Below are 22,724 nucleotides of genomic sequence, written 5' to 3'. Positions count from 1 at the left end.
GCTCAATTAAATAGGCCGACACGCCCCAGCGTATGTCGGCCTAATGATGGTTTATTGACTGATTTTTTTTACTAAATCACGCCCAAGTTGCATCATGTGTACTTGATCTGGACCATCCGCTAAACGAAGCGTACGCTGACCGGCCCATGCATGCGCTAAAAAGGTATCCTGGCTGACACCCACCGCGCCATGGCATTGAATGGCACGGTCAATCACATCAAGTGACATGCTCGGAGCAACAATTTTAATCATCGCAATTAAGTCTTTAGCCGCTTTATTACCATCGGTATCCATCTTTTGCGCTGCTTTTAAGGTCATTAAACGCGCTTGTTCAATCTGGCAAGCCGACTTGGCAATGTCTTCACGCACAGATTGTTGTTTGATCATCGGTTGACCAAATACAATTCGTTCGCTCACACGCTGACACATTAAATCTAATGCACGCTGTGCAATACCCACTGAACGCATACAGTGATGGATACGCCCAGGGCCTAAACGACCTTGCGCAATTTCAAAACCTTTGCCCTCGGCAACAATAATGTTGTCAACTGGCACACGTACATCGGTAAAGGTCACTTCAGCATGGCCTTCTGGCGAATCGTTATAGCCAAATACTTGCATCGGCCTAACCATTTTCACCCCCGGAGTATTCATTGGCACGAGCACTTGGGATTGCTGAATATAACGATTGGTATTGTCAGGGTCAGTTTTGCCCATCACGATCATGATTTCGCATTGCTTACGACACGCTCCACTAATGTAAAACTTACGGCCGTTAATGACATACTCGTCACCATCACGCACGATGCTTAATTCGATATTAGTTGCATCACTTGAGGCCACTTCAGGTTCTGTCATGGCAAAGGCTGAGCGAATTTTGCCCTCAAGCAGCGGCTCTAACCACTGCTTTTTTTGTGCTTCGCTACCATATTTTGCTAATACTTCCATGTTGCCGGTATCCGGCGCGGCGCAGTTAAACACTTCTGGCGCCCACATCACTTTGCCCATAATTTCGGCTAAAGGTGCATATTCTAAATTGGTTAACCCGCCACTGTATTTGCCATAAGCCACCGGTAGAAATAGATTCCATAAGCCTTGCGCTTTCGCTTTAGCTTTAAGCTCATCCATTAACGGCGGTGTTGACCATGGGTCTTGTGCAACTTGTTGATGCATTTCGTCTTCATGCGGATAAACATGCTCATCCATAAACTGGCTAACTTGATTAATTAAGCCTTGAACTTTTTCACTGTATTCAAAATTCATATTGTGACCTTTTGATAAATGGAGTGCGTTTTAATCGGGAGAAAAGTCGTGTTAACTCAACGACATTAATGATTTTTTATTGAATGGCTTAATCTCATCAATCGCATTGGTTTTAATTTTATTAACCCACTGCGGATCAACCAATAACGCTCGGCCGATACCGACTAAATCAAATTCGTCATTATTTAAACGCACTAATAATTCATCAATACCGGTTGGGTTTGAAGTACCAGACAAATCGGCATTACCTTCGCCAATAAAGTCATTGTCCAGGCCAACATTACCGACAGTGATCACAGGTTTGTTAGTCAGTTTTTTGGTCCAACCAGCAAGGTTTAAATCAGAACCGTCAAATTCAGGTATCCAAAAACGACGTGTACTGGCATGGAAGATATCAACACCGGCATCACTTAATAAACCTAAAAATATGGCTAACTCTTCAGGGTTTTGGCACAGTTTTGCGCTGTAATCTTGTTGTTTCCACTGAGAGAAACGGAAGATAATGGTAAAATCCTCACCTACGGCTGCACGGATTGCTTTAACGATTTCAACACCAAAACGGGTGCGATTTTCTAGCGAGCCACCATATTGGTCGTCGCGTTGGTTAGTGCCTTCCCAGAAGAACTGATCCACTAAGTAACCATGTGCGCCATGCACTTCGATGGCATCAAAGCCAATGTTCTTTGCATCGAGCGCAGCTTGTGCAAATGAGGCGACCACTTCATCAATGTCATCCTGTGTCATGGCAACGCCATTTGATGCACCAGGTTTGTACAAACCCGATGGGCTGTATGCCGGCATTTCTTTATCAGGACCCACTCCAGGTTTTCTTACCGCGCCAACGTGCCAAAGTTGTGGTGCAATTTTGCCACCTGCAGCGTGTACTTCATCGACGACATGCTTCCAACCTGCTAAGGCTTGCTCACCAAAAATGGCCGGCACATTTTCATAACCGTTGGCGGCTTTATGCGAAATAAAAGTGCCTTCAGTAATAATTAACCCTACGTCGCCTTCAGCACGGCGGCGGTAATATGCGGCAACCTCAGCATTGGGGATATAGTTTGGTGAAAAGGCACGGGTCATCGGTGCCATTACGGTTTTGTTTTTAAGCGATAAAGATTTATTTGAAAACGATTCAAATAGCTTGTTGATGCTGGTGTTTTGAGTGCTAGACATTATAAATTCCTATCGAGATATTCGTTTTATTTTTTGTATTTTTAAAGCATTAACCAATCAAATAGCCACCATCAACATTGATGGCAGTACCTGTGGTGTAACTTGATGCGTTTGAGGCAAGATACAACACGGTACCTGCCATTTCGTCAGGCTGCGCGACGCGCTTCATCGGCACGTGATGCATCATTTGTTTTAAAATAGCTGGGTTATCAACGAGTGCTGAAGCAAATTTGGTGTCGGTACCGCCAGGGAGTAAGGCATTAACACGAATATTAAATTGGGCACATTCTTTGGCGAAAGCTTGAGTCATTGAAATAACCGCTGCTTTGGTGACGGAATAAATGCCTTGATAATCACCCGGGATCACGCCATTAACCGAAGCGACGTTAACGATTGAACCGCCGCCACTGGCCTTCATTAATCTGGCACCGTTGGTCGACATAAAGAAGTAACCGCGAATGTTTACATCAACAGTTTTTTGAAATGCGGCCAAATCAGTATCAATAATATGACCAAAATAAGGGTTGGCTGCAGCATTGTTAACCAAAATATCTAGCTTGCCATGTTGCTTTGTAATCGCTGCAAAAATGGCGTCAATTTGCGCTAACTCACCAATATGACATGCAATAGCTTGTGCGCTTCCACCGGCTTTGATTATCTCATCAACCACGGCCTGACATGCGTCAATTTTTCGGCTCGATACAATGACATGCGCCCCATATTGGGCTAACGTTTTAGCGACACTCTCACCAATACCACGGCTAGCACCTGTGACTAACGCGACTTTCCCTGTTAAATCAAATAAATTAGCAGTATTCATTTTTTATCCTTGTTGTATTGAGGTTCTAATTCAACAGCAGCATTAACGAGGCGTTGAAAGTGTGAGTTTATGCTTATCTAAAGGTAATCCATTCATCGCCCATTACTTCTAAATGACTGTAGTTGTTGAAGTAATCTACACTTAACATATTTTCCGAAAACAACAGTTTCGTCACACTGGTATTTCTGGTTTGTTGATTAATCGCCAATGTTTGCTGGTCGCTTAATTGCAATATGTGCTGCATTATTGTCGAAATGGTGCCGCCAGAGGTAAACACCAAAATATCTTTAGGTTGCTTTGCATCATTGGTGGTGTGTGTGAGTACGCGTTTTTTTGCCAGTTCTTGTTCAATAATATTCTGCAATGCACGAATACAACGGCTTTTAAACTGCGGCCAACTTTCTTTGTATTCCAAATCATGCTGGCCACTCATCCAACGATTTAATGCCTGATAAAATTCTTTGTGAAGCACTTTATTGGGTTCGTCAAACTGCTGAAGTGTTTCATTTTTTTCAGCAAAATGAAGCCATTCACCATTAAATTTTTGCAAAATATCAACGTGGTCAAATTCATTAAACCCCGAATGGATAACCATCGGAGTGGTGTTAATGTCTAACCCTTTAGCAAAATGACTTAACGTTTGGCCATGGCGTAATAAGTCACCACAATAAAATTTGCTTGGCTTAACTCTTGTGCGCCAATATTGACCCAGCAAGGAAGCTTGCTCACAACCTTTGTCTGATAATTGGTCATAATCGGTACTGCCAAAAGAAGCTTGTCCGTGTCTAATCAAATATATCGCAGCCATTGAGTGTCTCTAACGTTATAAAAATCATGACTTGAACAACATCGTGTTAGGTAATGCCAATAACTAAAACCAGTTACACGTGAGTTGCCGTTTAGATCCTGCACATTCACTACTGCGATTGCTTACAACAAGGTTAAGCTGAATAATTAACCGGATCCGAATCTACTTGACTATGCTAATCCCAAGTTCTAAATTGAACAAATGAATAGTTCTAATATCCTACTATTAACCATTTAAATAGTACGGGATGAATAAAAAGCATATTGGATAGGTGCGGTATTACGACTTAATTCAATGGAGTGAATATGAAAATTGATTTGAATTTGTTTGTAGTTTTTGATGCCATATATTGCGAAGGAAATATCACCAAAGCGGCATCGGTACTAAATTTGTCACAACCGGCTGTGAGTCACTCATTAGGTAAATTACGCAATCATTTCGATGACCCTTTGTTTATCCGTCAGGGTAACGAGATGCGCCCGACTCCCGTTGCAAAAAATGTCATTGATGATGTCCGAGAAGCACTGCACCAATTACAAGTGTGCCTGGTACAATCAAGACAATTTGAACCTCTTACCTCTCGCAAAAGCTTTTCTTTGTCTTTACACGGATCATTAGAGCCTTACTATTTACCCATTTTGCAAGAAAGCTTATCGGTAGAATCTCCTGCAATTCATCTCAACAGTAATAAGCGGGTTAACCGTAGTGAGTTAGAAAACAAATTAGCCAGCGGTGATATCGATTTAGCCATCGATGCTTTGATCCCTGTGAGTAATAATATTCGTCACACGCAACTGCAACTAGATGAACTCGTGGTTGTTGCACGTAAAGGACATCCCGCGTTGACACATAATTTAGATTTAGAGACCTACTTAGCATTAGATCATGTTTTGGTTTCTTCGCGTTCGACTGGGCCTGGTATGGAAGATTTTGAGTTATCGAGAATGGGTTACCATCGCCGCATATCACTACGATGTCAGCAAGCCTTATCAGCATGTAAGGTAATATTAAACAATGACATGCTATTAACTCTACCAAAGACTGCTGCAATGATGTACAGCGAAATGTTAGATATTGCGGTATACCCTATGCCGGTAGAATTACCCGATATAGGCGTACATTTATATTGGCATGTAAATGTTGATAAAGAACCTGCCAATAAATGGCTGAGAAATAAAATGATTATTGCAGCGTCTAATGCTCAAAGGCAGTCATAGTACTGATAGCGCTGAACTTGTGTTTAAATCAATTGCGATGAGTTGCAATTTGCAGCGTTGAATCATTTAAATACTAAACAAGATTATAAGTTTTCGCCGATCCAATCGACGATTTTTGTGTCCACAACCAGGTTTTTGAGGCTCTCTTTTTCAGTGTGTTCCAATTTACATAAGAGCTTCAATTTGACTAAATACAAAATTAATCCCAGTTTATCTTCGTTATCTTCTTGAGCATGAAAATCTGGGTTATCTTGCATTAAAATCACTTTGCAAAGATCAACTGAAAATCCCCATAACGTCAAGATATAAACGGTAAGAATACTGGCATCTCTTAGCACAAAAAACTGCTTATCATTGTCTGATGAATTGATATATTCATCAGATTCAGCAATAAGTGCTAGTTGACCAATACCGGTTAATAATGCCGCCATTGAAACAATATCGAGCATGGCAGAATTAAAGCCAAGTGATTTACTCAATTGCCTAGATTGATTAGAAAAATTAAATGCCCACTCATTGATTAATCTATGTAAATTGGAAGGTACTTTGGCAACAAGACAATCACCGACCGCCATTGATATCACAATGGTTTCAGTCATCTTTAATCCCAATCGTTTAATTGCTTCTTCCAAAGACACAGTTTGCCGGCTGTATCCTAAAAATGCGGAATTGGCGATTTGGATAATTTTAGCGGCAATAAATGATTCTTGAATGATAAGTGCTGCAGCTTGTTCAATATCTACATCGTCAGAGGTAAACAATTGATGCAACTCAGTAACAATTGTAGGTAAGGCAAAATAGTAACCTATTCGACCAAATTTATTGCGAGTTTCTAGGTTAAAATTGAGTGCATCTAAACGTTCTATACATGAAAAAACATGGTTTAAATCGTCAGCAGAAAAAGGTTTTTTTAACACAAAATGGGTAATGGCACTGACTTTGGTGACCACATCTTCACCCGTATCACCTGTTAGTAATACTCTAACCGCAGAAGGAATGATATTGGCAATCTCTAGCAGTACTTCATCACCATTTTTTTTTGGCATTAAGTAGTCACAAAAAACCACGTCTGGAATCACCCCCTCTGGCAGTGCTGATTGCCAATCGTTGCAATGTTCGCAAAGGTAAAAATCCCAATCGGGTTTGGCTCTGCGTGCTGTGCGTTGTAATGCTTTAAGCATAAACACATCGTCGTCGATAAACAGTGCCGTCAATTTTTTCATATTTTCCCCATTACAGAAGCAATAGACACATCTGCATTAGAAATCAACGCAGTAAAATGATCTTCTGCCTGAGGTCTGGCAATGATAAACCCTTGAATAACATCGCACTTAAGTTTTTCTAACACCTTGATTTGTTCAATCTGTTCGACACCCTCTACCACAACTTGCATACCTAATTCATGGGCCATACGAGTGATACTCCCCACCATGCTTTGTGTATTTAAATTGTGCACAATATCCATAATAAGAGACCTATCTATTTTAAGCACGTCAATGGGCAGCTTAGACAAGTAAGATAAAGATGAATAACCTGTACCAAAGTCATCCATTGCAATACTGATCCCTGCATTTTTAAGGCGTCTTAGTTTCTCTGCACTTTCTTCTATATTATCCACGAGCCAGGATTCTGTCAGTTCAAATTCAAGTCGTGACATATCAATATCAAACCTCGCTAATAATGCTTCAACTCGCGGAATAAAATCAATTTGTGACAATTGCTTGCCAGACACATTAATCGCAACTTTATCAAGATTGATACCTTTTTTAGTCCAATTTGAAATCGCTATGCATGCACTTTCTATCACCCAATAACCTAACTCAATAATTTGACCTTCTTGTTCAGCTATCGGAATAAATACCCCTGGAGATACGTTACCCAGTTCAGGATGGTTCCAGCGCAATAGCACCTCACAGCTACAAATCTTTCCTTTATTTAAATCAAATTTAGGCTGAAAATGTAAAAATAATTCATCATTTTCTACAGCATGAAATAAGGCTTTACTGATAAGTAACTGATTACGTTTTTGCTCAATCATTGAGGCATCATAACGCATAAAAAAATTAGATTGTGAAGATCGATATAACCGGTTAGACATTAATACATTATTAAGTAACTGTTGTGCACTTTCACCATCTTCGTGGGCTATACAGTAGGTAATCACAAATTCAACATGCACAGATTTATCGGAAAACCGACTCGTATTAAACGGTTCAATAAAATCTGTAAGTTGTTTATGTAAATCTAGTTCTGATTTGTAATTATCTAATAGTAATACAAAATGCTCGTCGCTTAAAAATGACAACGAAGCTTGAAATTGTTTAGATTGGCTTAACATTGTTGATGTAATTTCAGCAAATAGGGCTTCGCTCGCTTGCAAGCCCATCATATCAGTCCAATAGTTATAGTTTTTTAGATGAATAGCAATCATGGCAAAATGGGTATTGGATTTAATCAGCCCATCAGCAGTTGTTATTAATTCATTTTGGTCTAAAAATGCTGCTAACTGTTTTCGATTAGACACCGCCCCGTCATTTTTATTTACAAAATGTAGCTCGAAAAAACGCGAGTTATCCGTGGCAATCTTTAGTAATAATTCAACATCTTTACCTTGACGATTTTGCAGAGTGACTGTTTGTAAGTCATCTTCAAACAATTTGTTAACACAATTATCAGTGCAATAAGGAAAGGCATCTGACAATAAAATAGTGTGTTGAGAAAAATCAAATAATTGTTTCGCAACGCCATTAACTTGCCCAAATTGGCCATTGGGGTGTAACTCGACGAGTGCCTCTGCAGTATTGGACATGAGCAAGTTTACTTGATGTTGATGTGAACGATTGTGATAAGTACTAAATGCTTCTTTAACTTCAGTAAATAGCGCCTGCTCGTCCCAGGGTTTTTGTAAAAAACGAAATGCAGTCCCGGAGTTAATTAAAGCGACTACAGAATTAAAATCTGTATAGCCACTGAGGATCATACTAATAGTGTCTGGATACAGATCCTTAATTGCCCCTAATAATTCCGCCCCATTCATTATCGGCATTCTAAAATCTGAAATAACCACGTGACACGCATATTGCTGCATGATGCTAAGGGCTTCTTCGCCACTATTTGCTTTAAAAACTTGATATCCTGCGCGCGTCAGCACTCGACTCAATGCACGTAAAATAGCAACTTCATCATCTACAATTAGCAGCTTGTTAATCATGTTATTCCCACTTACTTTAATAAGTTATTAATAGTCGATATTAATTGTGTGTTTTCAAATGGCTTTGGCAGTACTGCATTAGCACCTAACACCAACGCTTTTTGTAACTCGGTATCAGATAATCCTGAAATAACCACAATCTTAATATCTGCAATCTCTGGTTGCGCACGAATAAACGTCAGTACGTCGAACCCATCAAGTCCTGGCATTGATAAATCTAAGGTGATCAAGTTTGGTTTGTCACGTAAGACTTTTACCCCTGCCTGAAAACCATCAGTCGCAGTATCGATAACATAGCCACCTTTTGCTAGCACTCTGCGTATCGCATTGCGGATCTCAGTTTCATCATCAATAATCAAAATTCGCTTATTCGATGTTGTATCAACGGCTTCTTCATCTTGATTGGTGTTGCTTAGTAACTCTGTTGGCATTGGCATGTTTTGCGTTTGCAAAAATAAAATAAAATCACTTAACAACACACGATAATTACCACGCCCAGGGAGTTTATGTCCCTTAAGTTGCCCTTGAGCTATCCAACGACTCACTGTCCTTTGGTGTACATCACAATATAAGGCTATTTCGCTCGGTTTTAACGTTTTCATGTTTGGTCTTAATTTGCAACGCTTGATTATTAATCATTTATAGCATAGATTAATCAAGGAGACAAATAGGACATATAAGACTTTTGAGACGTAATGACTGTGGTATAAAACCTATGACAAAATTTTTGATAGTCGATTTTGTTTCACTACATCGTAAACGGATAAAACAGTTACAACAATGCTGTATGACATTTATTATATTGAGTTAATTTGACATGACATCGACAGAAAAAGCTAAGTTACTGATTGCAAAACCCATTACGATGAGACGTTTTCGGTTTTTTTTCAGCATGTCTTTAATTGGCGTATTAATTAATACCATTGCTGTAGACCTGCCTTTTGTTGTGCCATTTTTAATTGGCAATGTGGCATTTTTTATTATTTTATTTCGATTAGGATTAGTGTGGGCATTGCTCAGTATGATCCTAGTAACGCTGCCGCTTAACAGCGAGATTGTCTGGTTAGGTAACAGTTTACAGCTACTATTGCTCCTGCCTTTGACATTAAAATTAACTCAACCGCTGTGGAAAATAACGCTCGCCTACGCCCTCTCAATTAGTGTGATATATCGTTTATTTGGCTACGGTATATTTTATGAGTCACTGGATCTTTTTGCCTGGACTGTCATTGTTGATACTTGCATTTTTTTGCTCTGTACACGAACAGCCTTAGTATTAGAAGACATCACGAGCTCACCGGAGATACACAAAAAGCAGAGCTTAAAACTTCAACTTACCCATCGCATAGCCCTATACAGTGCAGTACCCGGAACCATTTTAATTGCCATGATTTTACAGGGGATCATTGGTCTTCATTTATCATCACAACTCAATTATTACGACAAAGCTCAAAATGCATTTGTGGACAATATTCACAGGCACATTGACAGTTACATCAATGAAATTGAAATGTTGGCCCGCTTAGGTCAAAACCACATTAACAAAGATACCTTGAAGGTCATGACTGAACTGCATCCTGAAAGTATTTCAGCATTAATGACAGATAAGCATGGGGATATTACTCACTTTTATAAAGCTGGATTTAACGATGACGATCTTAACCAGGCATCGGTAAGTGACCGCAGCTATTTTTTTAAACCCAGAGAGTTAAATACCACTTACATCAGTAAGATATTTCAAGGTCGTACGCTCGGGCAAGACTTGTTGTTTGCGGTAAGTACACCGCTGTATAAAAACGGTCAATTTGATGGCGTATTAGAACAATCAATCAATATTGTGTCGTTAACAGAAAACTTAATACATAACGACAACGCATTGATCGCTGATGATGTGGCTATAAACCGCATTTTACTCGACAACGAATCGAAGAAAATATGGGGAAGTGAGCAATTAGGTGAACTAGGGAAAGAATGGACAGAACGTACATTGCTAGCCCCCTATATTCCTCCTTTTTATCGACAAATTTTCTTAAACCAACCAGAAAGCATTATTTTTACAGCCGATGCGCAATATATTGTCATTCAAAAGCAATTAGCCGATTTACGCTGGACAGCGCAATATTATTTAGATGTAAAACCTTATGCGGTTAGGTACTTTATTTATCTCAGTATCGCTATGATGTTAGTGATGTTATTAATGGAATACATCACCATTTTATCAACCCGCTTTATCCGAAACTACACCAATACCCTTGAACGAATAGCCCAACAGGCACACCAATGGGACCTAGACACACCAGCCTATAAGTCGTTGCAATTTGAACATAGCTCTATTGAATTTGAAATGCTTTCAGACAGTATTAATGAGATGCAAAATAAAGTGTTGCTGTCACGTAAAGCACTGATGAGCTCGATGAAAGAAATCATTGTGATGAATGATGAACTAGAAGAAAAAGTGGCAGATAGAACCAAAGAGTTAGAACATGAGCGCGATAAGGCAAATCAACTCGCTGCCATTAAAACTCGGTTTTTAGCCAATATGAGCCATGAAATTCGTACCCCAATAACCATTATTAAAGGGTTTACAGAAGAGTTATTAGCCACAACAACCGACGATACTCACACGACCCTAACACGTATAAACAACAATACACTTCATTTACAGAATGTCATTAATGACATATTGGATACTGCAAAAATTGATGAAGGTAAAATGGAAATTGCATTTGAACATGTAATGATAAAGCCTTTTTTAACCGATATCGTCAATAATACCGCTATTTTAGCCAAGCAAAAAAACCTCAAGCTTGATTACACCATTACAGTACCAGACACAGCCAGTGTCCATGTTGACACATTTCGGCTTCAACAAATTTTACTCAATTTACTCAGTAATGCGATTAAGTTTACCAACCAGGGCACGGTTAGCATTGAGGCATCATTACTGCACAATAAGCAGCTACAAATACGTATTTGTGATGAAGGTATTGGCATGAGCCAGATGCAGCAAACACAATTGTTTAGTCCATTTAGTCAGGGCGATTCTAGTATCAGCAGGGATTTTGGTGGTACCGGACTTGGTTTGCATATTACCAAAAAACTAGCAGACGCCATGGCAATTGACTTGTCATTCACAAGTGTTCTGGGTCAAGGTAGCGTATTTACATTACTCCTTGACGCAAATGAAACAGCACCACAATCAGTAGATGTCAGTTCAACATGTGAGCAGCCATCTCAAGCAGCAATCAATTCGTTATCAGGAACATTGTTAATCGTCGATGATGTACCAGACATTCGATCTTTGCTTGCCTCATACCTTAAAACAACCCAATTACAGTTATTGTTTGCCGAAAATGGACAACAAGGATTAGAAATGGCCATGGCGAATAATCCTGATCTAATATTAATGGATCAACAAATGCCTGTAATGGATGGCTTAACAACTGCAACCCAGCTTAGACATCTAGGCATTTCTTCACCCATAATATCTCTCAGCGCCGACGTGTTCGAAAACAATGATGAAAAACAAACATGCCCATTTAATGCCAAATTAACCAAACCAATCGACAAAATGACGTTGTTATCATTGTTGTCGTCATTGCTGTCATCGCAAACATTGACTCAATCAGCAGTTGTCACTGCTGAACCGACGAATGAATCAGATATTGATGACATTGAAGAAAAACAAATGCGTTACGATTATTTATCCAGTTTGCTTAGCATACCGGACGAGTTACAGCAGATTGTTAGCAGATCTGAAAAAGAATCACTTTTATCACTGTTACATAAAATTAAAGGCACGAGTGCATGCTTAGGTCTTACTTTACTCAGCAGTGCCGCAATACAAGCTGAAGAGTCAATAAATACAGGGCAATCACTTGCGCATGTATCAGCAACATTTGTTGTCACACTTAAAGAAATCCAAAAAATACACAATATTATTTAAATGATATGCAACATGCTGGATATTTTTTTAAATCATGACAAAGCAATAATTTATCGCTATTGTTGTAACGAAAACATTGAGAGGTTTTATGAAAGGAATTATTTTTAACGTACTTGAAGACATGATAGTTCAACAATGTGGTATGGGTGTCTGGAATGACTTATTAGAAAAACATGCCCCTGCAGACAGAGTCTATATATCTGCTAAAAATTACCCAGAAAATGAATTATTTGCCATTGTTACTGAAGTGGCAGAGATGTTAAACCTCCCAATACAAGATGTCATAAAGGCGTTTGGTCAATTCTTATTTTCAGGTTTAGCGGCAAACCACACAAAAGTCGTTGAGCGTTTTACTGACTTTACCTCGTTAGTCATGGGCATCCATAATATCATCCACGTTGAAGTGAATAAGCTTTATCATGAGCCTGCACTACCAACCATTATTTCAACAATGATTGATAACAATAACATAGAGCTTAAATACCACTCGCCTCGTAAGCTGTGTTTTTGCGCTGAAGGCTTAATTTTTGGTGCTGCAGATTATTATCATCAGAGAATTAGTATTAAACACGATACCTGTATGCACCATGGCGCTGAGCAATGCATTTTAAACATAGAGTTAAACAATGACTGATAAATCTAACCCATATTACATCGCATACATTCGTGAAAAAAAAGCGCGAGCTGAAATCGAGCAAATGCTTGAAGATTACACACGACAAGTCTATGAGAAAAATGTGTTGTTAGAGCAACAAATAGAACAAATTAAAAATCAACAACAGTCATTGATACAACAAGAAAAACTGGCATTGCTCGGTTCCCTCGCTGCGGGCGTAGCGCATGAAATTAATAATCCGCTGGCATTTGTGATAAGTAATGTCACTACACTAAACAGTTATGTGGCAGATTTACTCGAGATAGTGCCTAACGCGCCTGTAAATGATGCACAAAAACATAATATCGATTTTATCACTGAAGACTTGCCCGAGCTCATCACCGATACTGACCAAGGTTTTTACCGTATTAAAGATATTGTTAAAAATTTATTATTTTTTGCCAGAACAGACACTGAACAAATTACTGATATTAATTTATACGATGCCATTGAAATGGCAGTTAAATTATTAGGACCAAAACTGAAAGATGTGCTTGTTAAACAAGAACTCATTAGAGTCGCTAACATTCGATTTAATTCTGGTGAACTCAATCAAGTACTCGTGAATATTTTAGTCAATGCGATACAAGCCTGTGAACAATCAAACAATAACGCTGGAATCGTCTCCATAAAGCTGACGCAATGTGACGACATTATTAAACTCAATATTATTGATAATGGCTGCGGTATGACACCTGAGGTAAAACAAAGGATGTTTGATGCCTTTTACACAACAAAACCTATAGGCACTGGAACCGGCATTGGTATGTCTATCGTATTGCAAATACTGCAACAACAAAATGCCAGTGTCGATGTTCAGTCTGAAGTAGGCAAAGGCACTGATGTACAAATCACATTCCAAGCAGCATAAAATAATGCTAACAAATGCTAATTCCACTAATTCCAGTGTTTTTTACCTTTAACCTATCCTAGTTTAATATTTTGCGAACTTGGGATGGGCAATTTTACATTCAAGGCTACACTCATTCTAATCAGCATTTTTACTGGACTAATGGGTTTAGTCAGGTAATCAATACCACCCGATTCAAATGCTTGAATTTCAAAAATAAGCTCTTTGTAGCCTGAGATAAAAATCACAGGAATATGAGTAAATCGTAGTTCAGACTTGATTCGTTTACACAAATCAAACCCTGACATATCAGGTAGGTCTACATCCAATAAAATGATGTCGAAATCGTGTAATTGGAGTAAGTTATAACCATCATCAGCTGTTTCAGCAACAAAAACAGCCATGGTTGATTCAAGCATGGTTTTCATCACTTCAATTGATGAACTCTCATCATCAATAATTAATACTTTAGTAAGCTTTTCTGTACTCATTCATTAATCTCTATTGAACTGTTGTTTTTATGGGCGAAAAAATGGCTGTTTTACTGTGTTTTTTTATATAGTCATGCATTTTAGCTTTAGATATAGCTTGCGAGTAATAATAACCTTGTGCAAAACCACAGTGTTGATCCTTCAAAAATGCCACTTGCGATGCGGTTTCAACACCTTCGCAAATAATCTTTAACTTAAGGTTTTTGACTAAAGCGATAATCGTATTGAGTAAGGTTTGATCTTCAACATTACTAGAATTGATGTCATCAATAAACGTTTTATCAATTTTGACGGTTTCAAACTTAAACTTTTTTAATGAATAAATGGATGAATAACCCGTACCAAAATCATCAAGCATTAGCCTAAAACCACATTCGACTAGGCGAGCAATGTTGACCACAACAAACTGATTGTTTTCGAAAATTAATGTTTCAGTAATCTCAATTTTCAATAACGGAATAAATTGCGGAAATCGCAGCGCAACCATTTCGAGTTGTTTAATAATGACTTCAGAAAGTAATTGATACGAAGATAAATTAATTGAAATCGGGATCATTATGCCATGTGATTCGAGCATTCTAAGTTGAGTAACTACCTGATTAATGATGGTTACACCCAAACCTATCAGTAACACATCTTGTTCGATAGAAGGCATAAAATAGCTAGGCGGTAAAATTTCATTTTGGTCATTACAATAACGCGCTAAAGCTTCAAACGACACTAATTCACCAGTATCGACATCGTGAATTGGCTGAAAAAAAGGAATAATCTTTTTATCTGCTAATGCTTTTTCAACAACTTTAATGATTTTTTGATGTTTATCTTCAGTTTTTTTGTGGTTTAAATCAAAGAAAGCAAAATTATTGCGGCCATTTTGTTTAGCAATATACATGGCACTGTCGGCCGCTTTTAAAAGATATTCTTGGTCAAGAGCATCATCGGGATAAACCGACACACCAATACTACAAGTACAAGTATAATGTAATTCATTGAGTGTATAAGGCTTAGATAATTCGCTTATAGCCCGTAATGCAATGCGCTCAAAGCAATCAATATCTTCATCAGACTGAATAACCGCAACAAACTCATCACCACCCACTCTTGCCACTAAGTCTTGTTTTTTAAAACAACCCACTAAACGTTCGCTTACATGTTTAAGTAATAAATCACCGTAATCATGGCCATACTCGTCATTTAAATATTTAAAGCGGTCTAAATCGATATAAAACACACATAATTTTTCACCGAGTCGTTGAGCTGAATCGTGCATATTTTTGAATTTTTCATTAAAGCTCATGCGGTTAGACAAACCAGTTAGACTGTCGGTATAGGCCGCTTTAGATAAAGAGTTCTCAATTAAAACCTGCTGCGTCACATCATCTAATATATGTAAATATTGCTTTTCTTGAGTTTCTTCATCAAAAATGACATTGATATGTACTTTACAGCAGATGATTTCAGGCTCACCATTTTTGTACATCCTGATGCATTCTAAGCGCTCACTGGTATCGTCTCGCTCAGTGTCTAATGTTGATAGTAATTGTTTTAATTTCGCGTATGAGTCCATGGTATATATCATACCGTCATTCTTACCCATAACCTCTTTAAAAGAACGACTCAACAAATTAATAAAACTCGGATTAACCGACACAATATTGTGTTGATGATCGGTAATGTAAATCGCCTGAGTCGAATGCATATAAACACTGCGATAAAGGTTAAAATCTTTATTTAATGAGTGATAACTGTCCAGCGGGAAGAAACAAAAGTTGTACAATTGGGTCTCGTTTCCCAGCGAATCGATGTCGTTAACATTTTTTAAATTCGCCACCAAGTGCTTAACCGCACCATGACAAACCACCTTTAACTCAATGTAATCCTGATCTTTATTAGTGACCCAGGCAAGAAAGTTAGACACATTAGAATTGACTAAAGCCGTTAAGACAATTTTTTTGTCACCCATAGGCGACATCGTCAAAGCACGGCCAAACATGTTTTTGGCAACATCATTAAAGCCGACGATTTCAAGCTTATGTGTTGTCGAAATACATGGGATACCAATTCCGTTATATCGCTCCAAAACTTCTCCTTAATCTTCACACTTGTCATCAAATACTTAAATGAAATGACATTTAATCTGTTTTCTAAATAACCGCAAACGTTAATACTTGCACGTTTTATGCTGCATTAATCTGCGGCAAAGAGTGTCACTAACATTTTCTGTGGCAAACCAGTGGTATCGTTAAGTTCATACACCGTATGGTTTGCATACACATTAATAAAATCATTACTGTCTTTTGGTTTAATGGCATATTTTCCAGGAACGCATTCACCGACTGTAGAGCGCGAGACTTTATCGACAATGCCTTTAAACATAATCGCATCTTTAGTGTTAAATAACGTAAATAGTTTTTCATCTGCTAAAGCATTGATAACCACTTCTGAATAACCCAGTAGTTTTTGGAAAGCAGCATTAATGTATTCAATTTGTAACTTATCGATATCTAATACAAACGATGCCGTTAAGGTATTGTTTAAGAGATAAGTGATGGTGTCTTTATATACAACTTGTTCTTTTTCTTTCATAACCGAGTTAGTAATGTCTCGGATAGTGCCCATGACTCGGGTGGCTTGCTTTAAATCATTAAATGACACAACCGCCTCTAACGACATAATACTAATATTTCGATCAACATCCAAAGCTTCAAAAATAAAAGGTTGAGTCGCTTTGTTATGCAATAAATTGGTTAATTGCTCTTCTAAACGACTACGGTATTCACCTGACGCTAAGCCGATAAATGCTTCATACGAAGGATGGAACACTTCTTTATCCAGACCAAAGAGTTCATAACAACCATTACTCCACTCAAGTTTGCGAGTAGTCAGATCCCAAAACCACGATCCCATCTGTGCTGATCTTTCCGCTTCATGTTGTAAGGTATTAGAATGCTCTAAATCAACTTTGAGTCTGTCTAATTCAATCCGTTGATGTTCGCGTTCTTCATAGGCCATGCGCAATTCAGCGTAGGCCGTTTGTAATTCTTCGTTGGTAGACTGTAACTCTTCGTTAGTCGTTTCTAATTCTTCATTGGAGCTTTGTAATTCTTCATTTGAGCTTTGCAGTTCTTCGTTCATGGACTGCATTTCCTCATTTGAGGTTTCTAGCTCTTCAATCACATTTTGTAATTGCTCTTTGGTTTTTGCTAACAAACGTTGCTGCTCAAGGGCAATAGCTTGATTGGAGGTTTCTTGCTTATCCGTGGTAAGCAACGGAATATTTTCGGGCAGTTCAATTTGCGAAAAAATAAGAGTTAAACGACCGAGTGGCCCTTCTCTCTCAATTGTCATCAAAATCAACTTAACCCAAACATTCTCGTCATTTAACTTAAATGATTGGTAACCCGTATCTGCAACTTTTTGACCGTTTTGGATATTATGAAACGCACTGCGCAAGTCGATTGATAGTTGCGGATGAAGATTTTTAAAAATATTATTTGACGGTAAACCTGTTGGACGAACCAACAACGCATTATCACCTTGGGTGAAGATGATATCTTGGTTCTCATTTAATAAAATAGCGTTAGGTAACACGAATTCACGCAACGTATCAGCAATAATGTTTGTCAGTTCTGCATCAACTTTATTGCGATTATGTTGCGAGCTTAGTACCGGCTTTAGCTCTTTCATATTATTGGTTGTTAAACTAATACCTCGAGACGTTTTACGCTCTGGCGGTAGTTGCTTACCAACAAACAGAGTTTCATAAATCTTACCAGTTTTAGATAGCGGTCGATATTGTTCTTGAAACACACCAATAGATTCAGACTGCCCAAGCATCAATAACCCTTTCGGGTTGAGTGCATAATGGAACATTGGCAATATTTGACGTTGGAGCTCAACGGTAAAGTAAATCATCAAGTTTCGACAAGTAATCAAATCAAGACGCAAAAATGGTGGATCGTTGTTAACGTCATGAACCGAAAATATGACTTTCGATTTAATAGGCTTAATCAATTCATATTGTTCGCTATTGAGCAGAAAATATTTGTTTTTAATTGTGCGAGGTATGAAATTTAACGCAGTTTCAGGATAAACCCCTAAGCGAGCAAAATTAATCGAATTTTGATCAATATCAGTGGCAAAAATTTGAATCTTATAATCATCAATCTTGTCACCGAGGATCTCACTTAAAATAATGGCCAGCGTATAAGGTTCTTCACCCGTTGAGCAAGCAACACACCAAAACCGTAACGACTTATTGGATTTGTTTTGAATGTAATTAGCTAATTCACGTTGTAAATTATCAAACGCACGTGGGTCTCTGAAAAAAGACGTGACGCCAATTAACATGTCGTTAAACAAGTAATTGATTTCTTCTTTATTATCTTGCAGGTGCGCCAAATAGTCAGCTGAATGATGAATTTTTAATGACGTCATACGACGTTCAATTCTACGTAAAATAGTATTTTCTTTATAAAGCGAAAAATCGACATTACGCCGAGCTTTTAATTGCTTAATAATGCCCTGATAGGTTTCTCGCGGCATGGTGCCGTCATTATCAATGCCTGTATTTCTCGGGAAATGAATAATATTTTTCAGTTCATGACCAATTTCAGTCGCTTGCAAAATAAGGTCTACATGACCAGAATTAATCGCAGAGTTGGGCATACCATCATACTTAGCATCATGAGGGTCTTGCACAATACCAAAGCCATTTTCACCTTTAATGGCGCGTATACCTCGACTGCCGTCGGTTCCGGTTCCCGATAACACAACACCAATGGCAAAATCTTTTTTATGCTCGGCAATCGACTCAAATAACATATCAACAGATGGGCGTGGCGTATGCCTCACATCGGGATAACTTAATAACTTAATTCGGTCGTTTGCAGTAATTTCAATGTTTGAATTAGGTGGGCAAATGTACACTTTATTGGATTCTATTGGTGCATTATCGATTGCCGTTACCACTGAAATCGTCGATTCTTTTTCGAGCAGCTCTGTCATCATACTCTTATAAGAGGGAGACAAATGTTGCGCTACAACCAAGGCCATTCCACTATCGGTTGGCATATTTGACAGAAGCGATTGTAAAGCCTCAAGTCCACCGGCACTCGCGCCGACGCCCACCACAATTAATTTTGGTGGTTGGTTGTTGGTGCTTGTTTTCAAATCCGGTAACTGCTCTTCTGGCATTCAATAAACTCCATTTATAATAACGTGCATTTTTGTTATATATGACAATTTTTTAGTATAATACAATGAAATAAAATCGATGTACCATGAAAAGAATGTTTATTTTTTGTTAATCGAATCTAATGGCATAAGCATGTCAATGACTCGCCTTAATTCGTTGTTAACCTGATGAATACTAGCATCGCTATTTTGCTGAAATTGCTCAATAGCGTTCATTAAATCGATAGCACCTATGTTTGCAGCGGCACTGTTAAGTTTATGAAAAAACCGATGTAGTTCAACTTGTGACAACCCTTGATAGCCTGCTAAGTCGAGTGAAGAAACATAAGGCTTGTATACTCGTAAAAATGCACTTAACACGCGTAAGTACGCTGCATCGCCCACCCATTCATACACACCGCCACTCAGGTCAAATGACGGATGTAGTGCAAGTTGTGCGATTGAATTGACAAGGTGTTTATTATCACTTGCTAGTGCGGTTTGCTGATGATGTATTGATGAAGCGTCTTGTTGCGGTACCCAAAACGAGATAATGGTGTCGATAAGCAGATGACTATCTACCGGTTTTTGTAAAAACGCATTAAACAACGCCGTTTTATCAGATGAGAGAGCATTAAGCTCTGTATCGCCCGTTAGGGCAATAATGGGTAACACGTCAAATGAGCTGAATTGTCTAATTTGTTGGGTTGCAGAAATGCCATCAAGTATAGGCATTTGAATGTCCATTAAGACAATGTCATAGTGTTTGTGTTTAATTTGGGAAAGTGCTTTTTTACCGTCATCAACGCAATCTACACCGAGCCCAACGTTTTGTAATACCGCTTTAATCACAAATTGCTGAGTTAAACTATCATCTGCTAGTAAAATCGAAGGGACACCATAACGAGCGATGACTTGACTTAACTCTATTTCAATTCGATTTTGCTCAGACATTATGTATCAAGCTAATGGTAAAAAAGGTCAATGTGTCACTTCCTTTGTTTTCTTATTATGCTTTACCTTTAACCATACTATATGATTATAGTCGTTAGCATAAGTGTCCATTAGATAAATATAAAGTCATCGTAACCCCTGTGTCAGGATATATTTAACTTAATAAACTCACGTTAAAGAGCAAAATTGCCCTTTAATTCGCGAATCTTATTGGATATGTTTTTCAAAGAAAGCTAATGTTCTTTTCCACGCAAGCTCAGCATTCGCTTCATCAAAGCGTGCTGTTGAGTCATTATGAAAACCATGATTGGCTTTGTCGTACATGTGCATGGTGTAAGGCACTTTAGCTGCCACTAAGTCTTGCTCGTATTCTGCCCAGGTGGCATTTACACGCTCATCAAGTTCTGCTAACTGAATCAATAACGGTGCTTTGATTTCGGCTCTTAATGCTTTGGCTGCGGGTGTACCGTAAAAAGGCACGCCGGCTTGCAATAAATCAGGTTTAACTGCAGCAAGATAATTAACGATATACCCACCAAAACAAAAACCAACCGCGCCTAATTTGCCATTACTGCGAGGATTGGCTTTTAAAAACTCTGCTGCCGCAACAAAATCTTGTTCAATTTTAGTTCTGTCGAGTGTGCTCTGCATTTGCCGGCCCTCATCGTCATTACCAGGATAGCCACCTAATGGGAATAAAGCATCGGGGGCCAACGCGATATACCCAGCTTTGGCTAAGCGCCTGGCGACGTCTTCAATGTAGGGGTTTAAACCACGATTTTCATGCACCACCAAGACAACAGGCAACAAGCCTTCTTTGTTGGTAAGTTGAACATTGGTAGGCTCGACCAGGTAACCTCGCCCTTTGCCGTGACCTAACGGTGAATCAAATTGCACATAAGTCGCTTTTATATCGTCATCATTAAACGATACCTGTTCTGCTAACGCATAATTGGGCAGTAAAGCGGACGTTAATACACTCATTGAATAACCAAGCGCCACTAACGAACCAAGCTTAGCGATAAACGTACGTCTACCCATGCCGCAATGCGCATAGGAGTCATACCAATCAAACGCTTCTTGGGGTATTGATTTAGACGTGTCTTTCAAAATGAGATCCCTCTAATAGTTAGTTTCACCAATGCAATATTAGCTTACACCGTAATATCACTATTTCAAATTTATCATACGCTAAAAAGATAGTTTAGGTTCAACACGAAAAACCCATCCGTTTTAAGAGGATAAGAGCAATAAAAGGTTGTTTCGGTGGGTTAATTAACCAAGAAACGAACACTCAATATGATAGATGAAAACGTTGAAGTAAATGATAGCATTCCGCGACTCAGCAAGAGTGTAAAAGGGCCTAAACAAGGCGAATGACTGAATGAATAGTGGTTATCTTTCGAAGTCATGCATCGCAGTGTAAGCAGATGGGGATTACATATATCTAAAAACAAAAAAGCCCTGATAATTCAGGGCTTTTTTGTAACTGAGGCTATAACTGAAACGTTATCTTCTCGAGGCTTGACGATTACTTACCCCAAGGATTACTGGGATCGGACGATACTGCTCGGCTTGGTTTAGATGAACTATCACCATCACGACGGTATGAATTCGATGATTGACCTGCGCCGGCGCGGTTATCATAACCAGAATTCTTTCTATTACCTTGCGGCCTACCTGAACCTCGTGGTCCATTAGCATTGCGGTTAGTTTCAAAGTTTTCTGCGGCTAGCTCATGCATTCTTGCGATAGACTCAAAGGTCAATTCCATTGGTTTACGCGGCATAATGCCTGGAGCAAAACCACGTTCACGCGGTTTAAGGTCAAACTGTGCACCCACGGCTTTAGGCATACGCTTGTAACGGTACAGATAAAAGTGCTCAACTTTTTCTCTCGCCCATTCGGTTTTCTTTAAAAACTTAAGGCAACCTTCAATAGACGGATTCAAGTGGAAGCATTCAAGTTTTAACGCTGCGTATAAAATTTTCCAATCGTAACATTCAACCAGCTCGGTAATTAATGTCTCAAGCTTAAGTCCATGTAATGGATTGTTTTGTTGTTCTTCTACCATGGGTATTTCCAATTCTGTCTTGCCTGCCAATTCGGCATTTATGCATATAGTATCAACAAAGTCGCTAATACTGCGACTAAATCT

Annotated in this window: 17 protein-coding genes; 4 read left to right on the top strand and 13 right to left on the bottom strand. The window is 38.7% G+C overall.

Annotated features, from left to right (window positions below; genetic code table 11):
- Positions 1 to 51 precede the first annotated feature (51 nt).
- The 4 genes from ACROAE_RS07050 to ACROAE_RS07035 all read right to left on the bottom strand — a co-directional run bounded on the left by ACROAE_RS07050 (position 52) and on the right by ACROAE_RS07035 (position 4,067).
- Entirely contained in the window at positions 52 to 1,263 is a 1,212-nt protein-coding gene (locus ACROAE_RS07050) for an acyl-CoA dehydrogenase family protein (protein ID WP_432400283.1), read from the bottom strand.
- A 51-nt stretch (positions 1,264 to 1,314) separates the two neighbouring features.
- On the bottom strand, positions 1,315 to 2,439 hold the full coding sequence (locus ACROAE_RS07045) for an NADH:flavin oxidoreductase (protein ID WP_432400282.1): 1,125 nt from the start codon (positions 2,437 to 2,439) through the stop codon (positions 1,315 to 1,317).
- 49 nt (positions 2,440 to 2,488) lie between these two features.
- Positions 2,489 to 3,259 carry an SDR family oxidoreductase gene (locus ACROAE_RS07040; protein ID WP_432400281.1) on the bottom strand — a complete coding sequence of 257 codons (771 nt, stop codon included), beginning with the start codon at positions 3,257 to 3,259 and terminating at the stop codon, positions 2,489 to 2,491.
- Between the two features lie 73 nt (positions 3,260 to 3,332).
- Entirely contained in the window at positions 3,333 to 4,067 is a 735-nt protein-coding gene (locus ACROAE_RS07035) for a histidine phosphatase family protein (protein ID WP_432400280.1), read from the bottom strand.
- A gap of 305 nt (positions 4,068 to 4,372) precedes the next feature.
- Here ACROAE_RS07035 and ACROAE_RS07030 point away from each other — a divergent pair, with 305 nt between their 5' ends.
- A complete protein-coding gene (locus tag ACROAE_RS07030) occupies positions 4,373 to 5,284 on the top strand; it encodes a LysR family transcriptional regulator (protein WP_432400279.1) in 912 nt (303 codons plus the stop codon).
- An 83-nt stretch (positions 5,285 to 5,367) separates the two neighbouring features.
- Here the strand turns inward: ACROAE_RS07030 and ACROAE_RS07025 are convergent, their stop codons facing one another.
- The 3 genes from ACROAE_RS07025 to ACROAE_RS07015 are packed head-to-tail and all read right to left on the bottom strand — an operon-like array spanning position 5,368 to position 9,097.
- Complete coding sequence (locus tag ACROAE_RS07025; RefSeq protein WP_432400278.1) at positions 5,368 to 6,507, bottom strand: HDOD domain-containing protein; 1,140 nt, start codon at positions 6,505 to 6,507, stop codon at positions 5,368 to 5,370.
- Positions 6,504 to 8,495, bottom strand: a complete 1,992-nt coding sequence (locus ACROAE_RS07020) for an EAL domain-containing response regulator (RefSeq protein ID WP_432400277.1) — start codon at positions 8,493 to 8,495, stop codon at positions 6,504 to 6,506. The genes ACROAE_RS07025 and ACROAE_RS07020 overlap by 4 nt, the downstream gene beginning before the upstream one ends.
- Positions 8,496 to 8,506: 11 nt before the next feature.
- Positions 8,507 to 9,097, bottom strand: coding sequence for a response regulator (locus ACROAE_RS07015; RefSeq protein ID WP_432400276.1), 591 nt, complete (start codon positions 9,095 to 9,097; stop codon positions 8,507 to 8,509).
- 215 nt (positions 9,098 to 9,312) lie between these two features.
- Here ACROAE_RS07015 and ACROAE_RS07010 point away from each other — a divergent pair, with 215 nt between their 5' ends.
- The 3 genes from ACROAE_RS07010 (at position 9,313) to ACROAE_RS07000 (ending at position 13,967) form a co-directional block, all read left to right on the top strand.
- Positions 9,313 to 12,441: an ATP-binding protein gene (locus ACROAE_RS07010; protein WP_432400275.1), complete on the top strand. Its 3,129-nt coding sequence runs from the start codon at positions 9,313 to 9,315 to the stop codon at positions 12,439 to 12,441.
- Positions 12,442 to 12,529: 88 nt separating this feature from the next.
- On the top strand, positions 12,530 to 13,075 hold the full coding sequence (locus ACROAE_RS07005) for a heme NO-binding domain-containing protein (RefSeq protein WP_432400274.1): 546 nt from the start codon (positions 12,530 to 12,532) through the stop codon (positions 13,073 to 13,075).
- Entirely contained in the window at positions 13,068 to 13,967 is a 900-nt protein-coding gene (locus ACROAE_RS07000; RefSeq protein ID WP_432400273.1) for a sensor histidine kinase, read from the top strand. Before ACROAE_RS07005 ends, ACROAE_RS07000 begins: the two co-directional genes overlap by 8 nt.
- A 53-nt stretch (positions 13,968 to 14,020) precedes the next feature.
- On the opposite strand, the gene ACROAE_RS06995 is transcribed toward ACROAE_RS07000, so the two are convergent.
- The 6 genes from ACROAE_RS06995 to ACROAE_RS06970 form a co-directional block, all read right to left on the bottom strand.
- Positions 14,021 to 14,437 (bottom strand): response regulator, encoded by a 417-nt coding sequence (locus ACROAE_RS06995; RefSeq protein WP_432400272.1) that lies wholly within the window; start codon positions 14,435 to 14,437, stop codon positions 14,021 to 14,023.
- Between the two features lie 10 nt (positions 14,438 to 14,447).
- The gene (locus ACROAE_RS06990) at positions 14,448 to 16,517 is read right to left on the bottom strand and encodes an EAL domain-containing protein (protein ID WP_432400271.1); all 2,070 of its coding nucleotides are present in this window, start codon (positions 16,515 to 16,517) and stop codon (positions 14,448 to 14,450) included.
- Positions 16,518 to 16,624: 107 nt separating this feature from the next.
- Positions 16,625 to 19,633: a chemotaxis protein CheB gene (locus ACROAE_RS06985; RefSeq protein WP_432400270.1), complete on the bottom strand. Its 3,009-nt coding sequence runs from the start codon at positions 19,631 to 19,633 to the stop codon at positions 16,625 to 16,627.
- 99 nt (positions 19,634 to 19,732) lie between these two features.
- On the bottom strand, positions 19,733 to 20,566 hold the full coding sequence (locus ACROAE_RS06980) for a response regulator (RefSeq protein WP_432400269.1): 834 nt from the start codon (positions 20,564 to 20,566) through the stop codon (positions 19,733 to 19,735).
- Positions 20,567 to 20,773: 207 nt separating this feature from the next.
- The gene (locus ACROAE_RS06975; protein WP_432400268.1) at positions 20,774 to 21,676 is read right to left on the bottom strand and encodes a dienelactone hydrolase family protein; all 903 of its coding nucleotides are present in this window, start codon (positions 21,674 to 21,676) and stop codon (positions 20,774 to 20,776) included.
- Positions 21,677 to 22,097: 421 nt separating this feature from the next.
- A complete protein-coding gene (locus ACROAE_RS06970) occupies positions 22,098 to 22,640 on the bottom strand; it encodes a VF530 family DNA-binding protein (protein ID WP_432400267.1) in 543 nt (180 codons plus the stop codon).
- Positions 22,641 to 22,724 lie beyond the last annotated feature (84 nt).

Origin of the sequence: Shewanella sp. MF05960 (genome assembly GCF_050849305.1) — a bacterium.
Lineage (GTDB): Bacteria > Pseudomonadota > Gammaproteobacteria > Enterobacterales > Shewanellaceae > Shewanella.
This window is presented reverse-complemented; position numbering and strand designations above follow the sequence as displayed.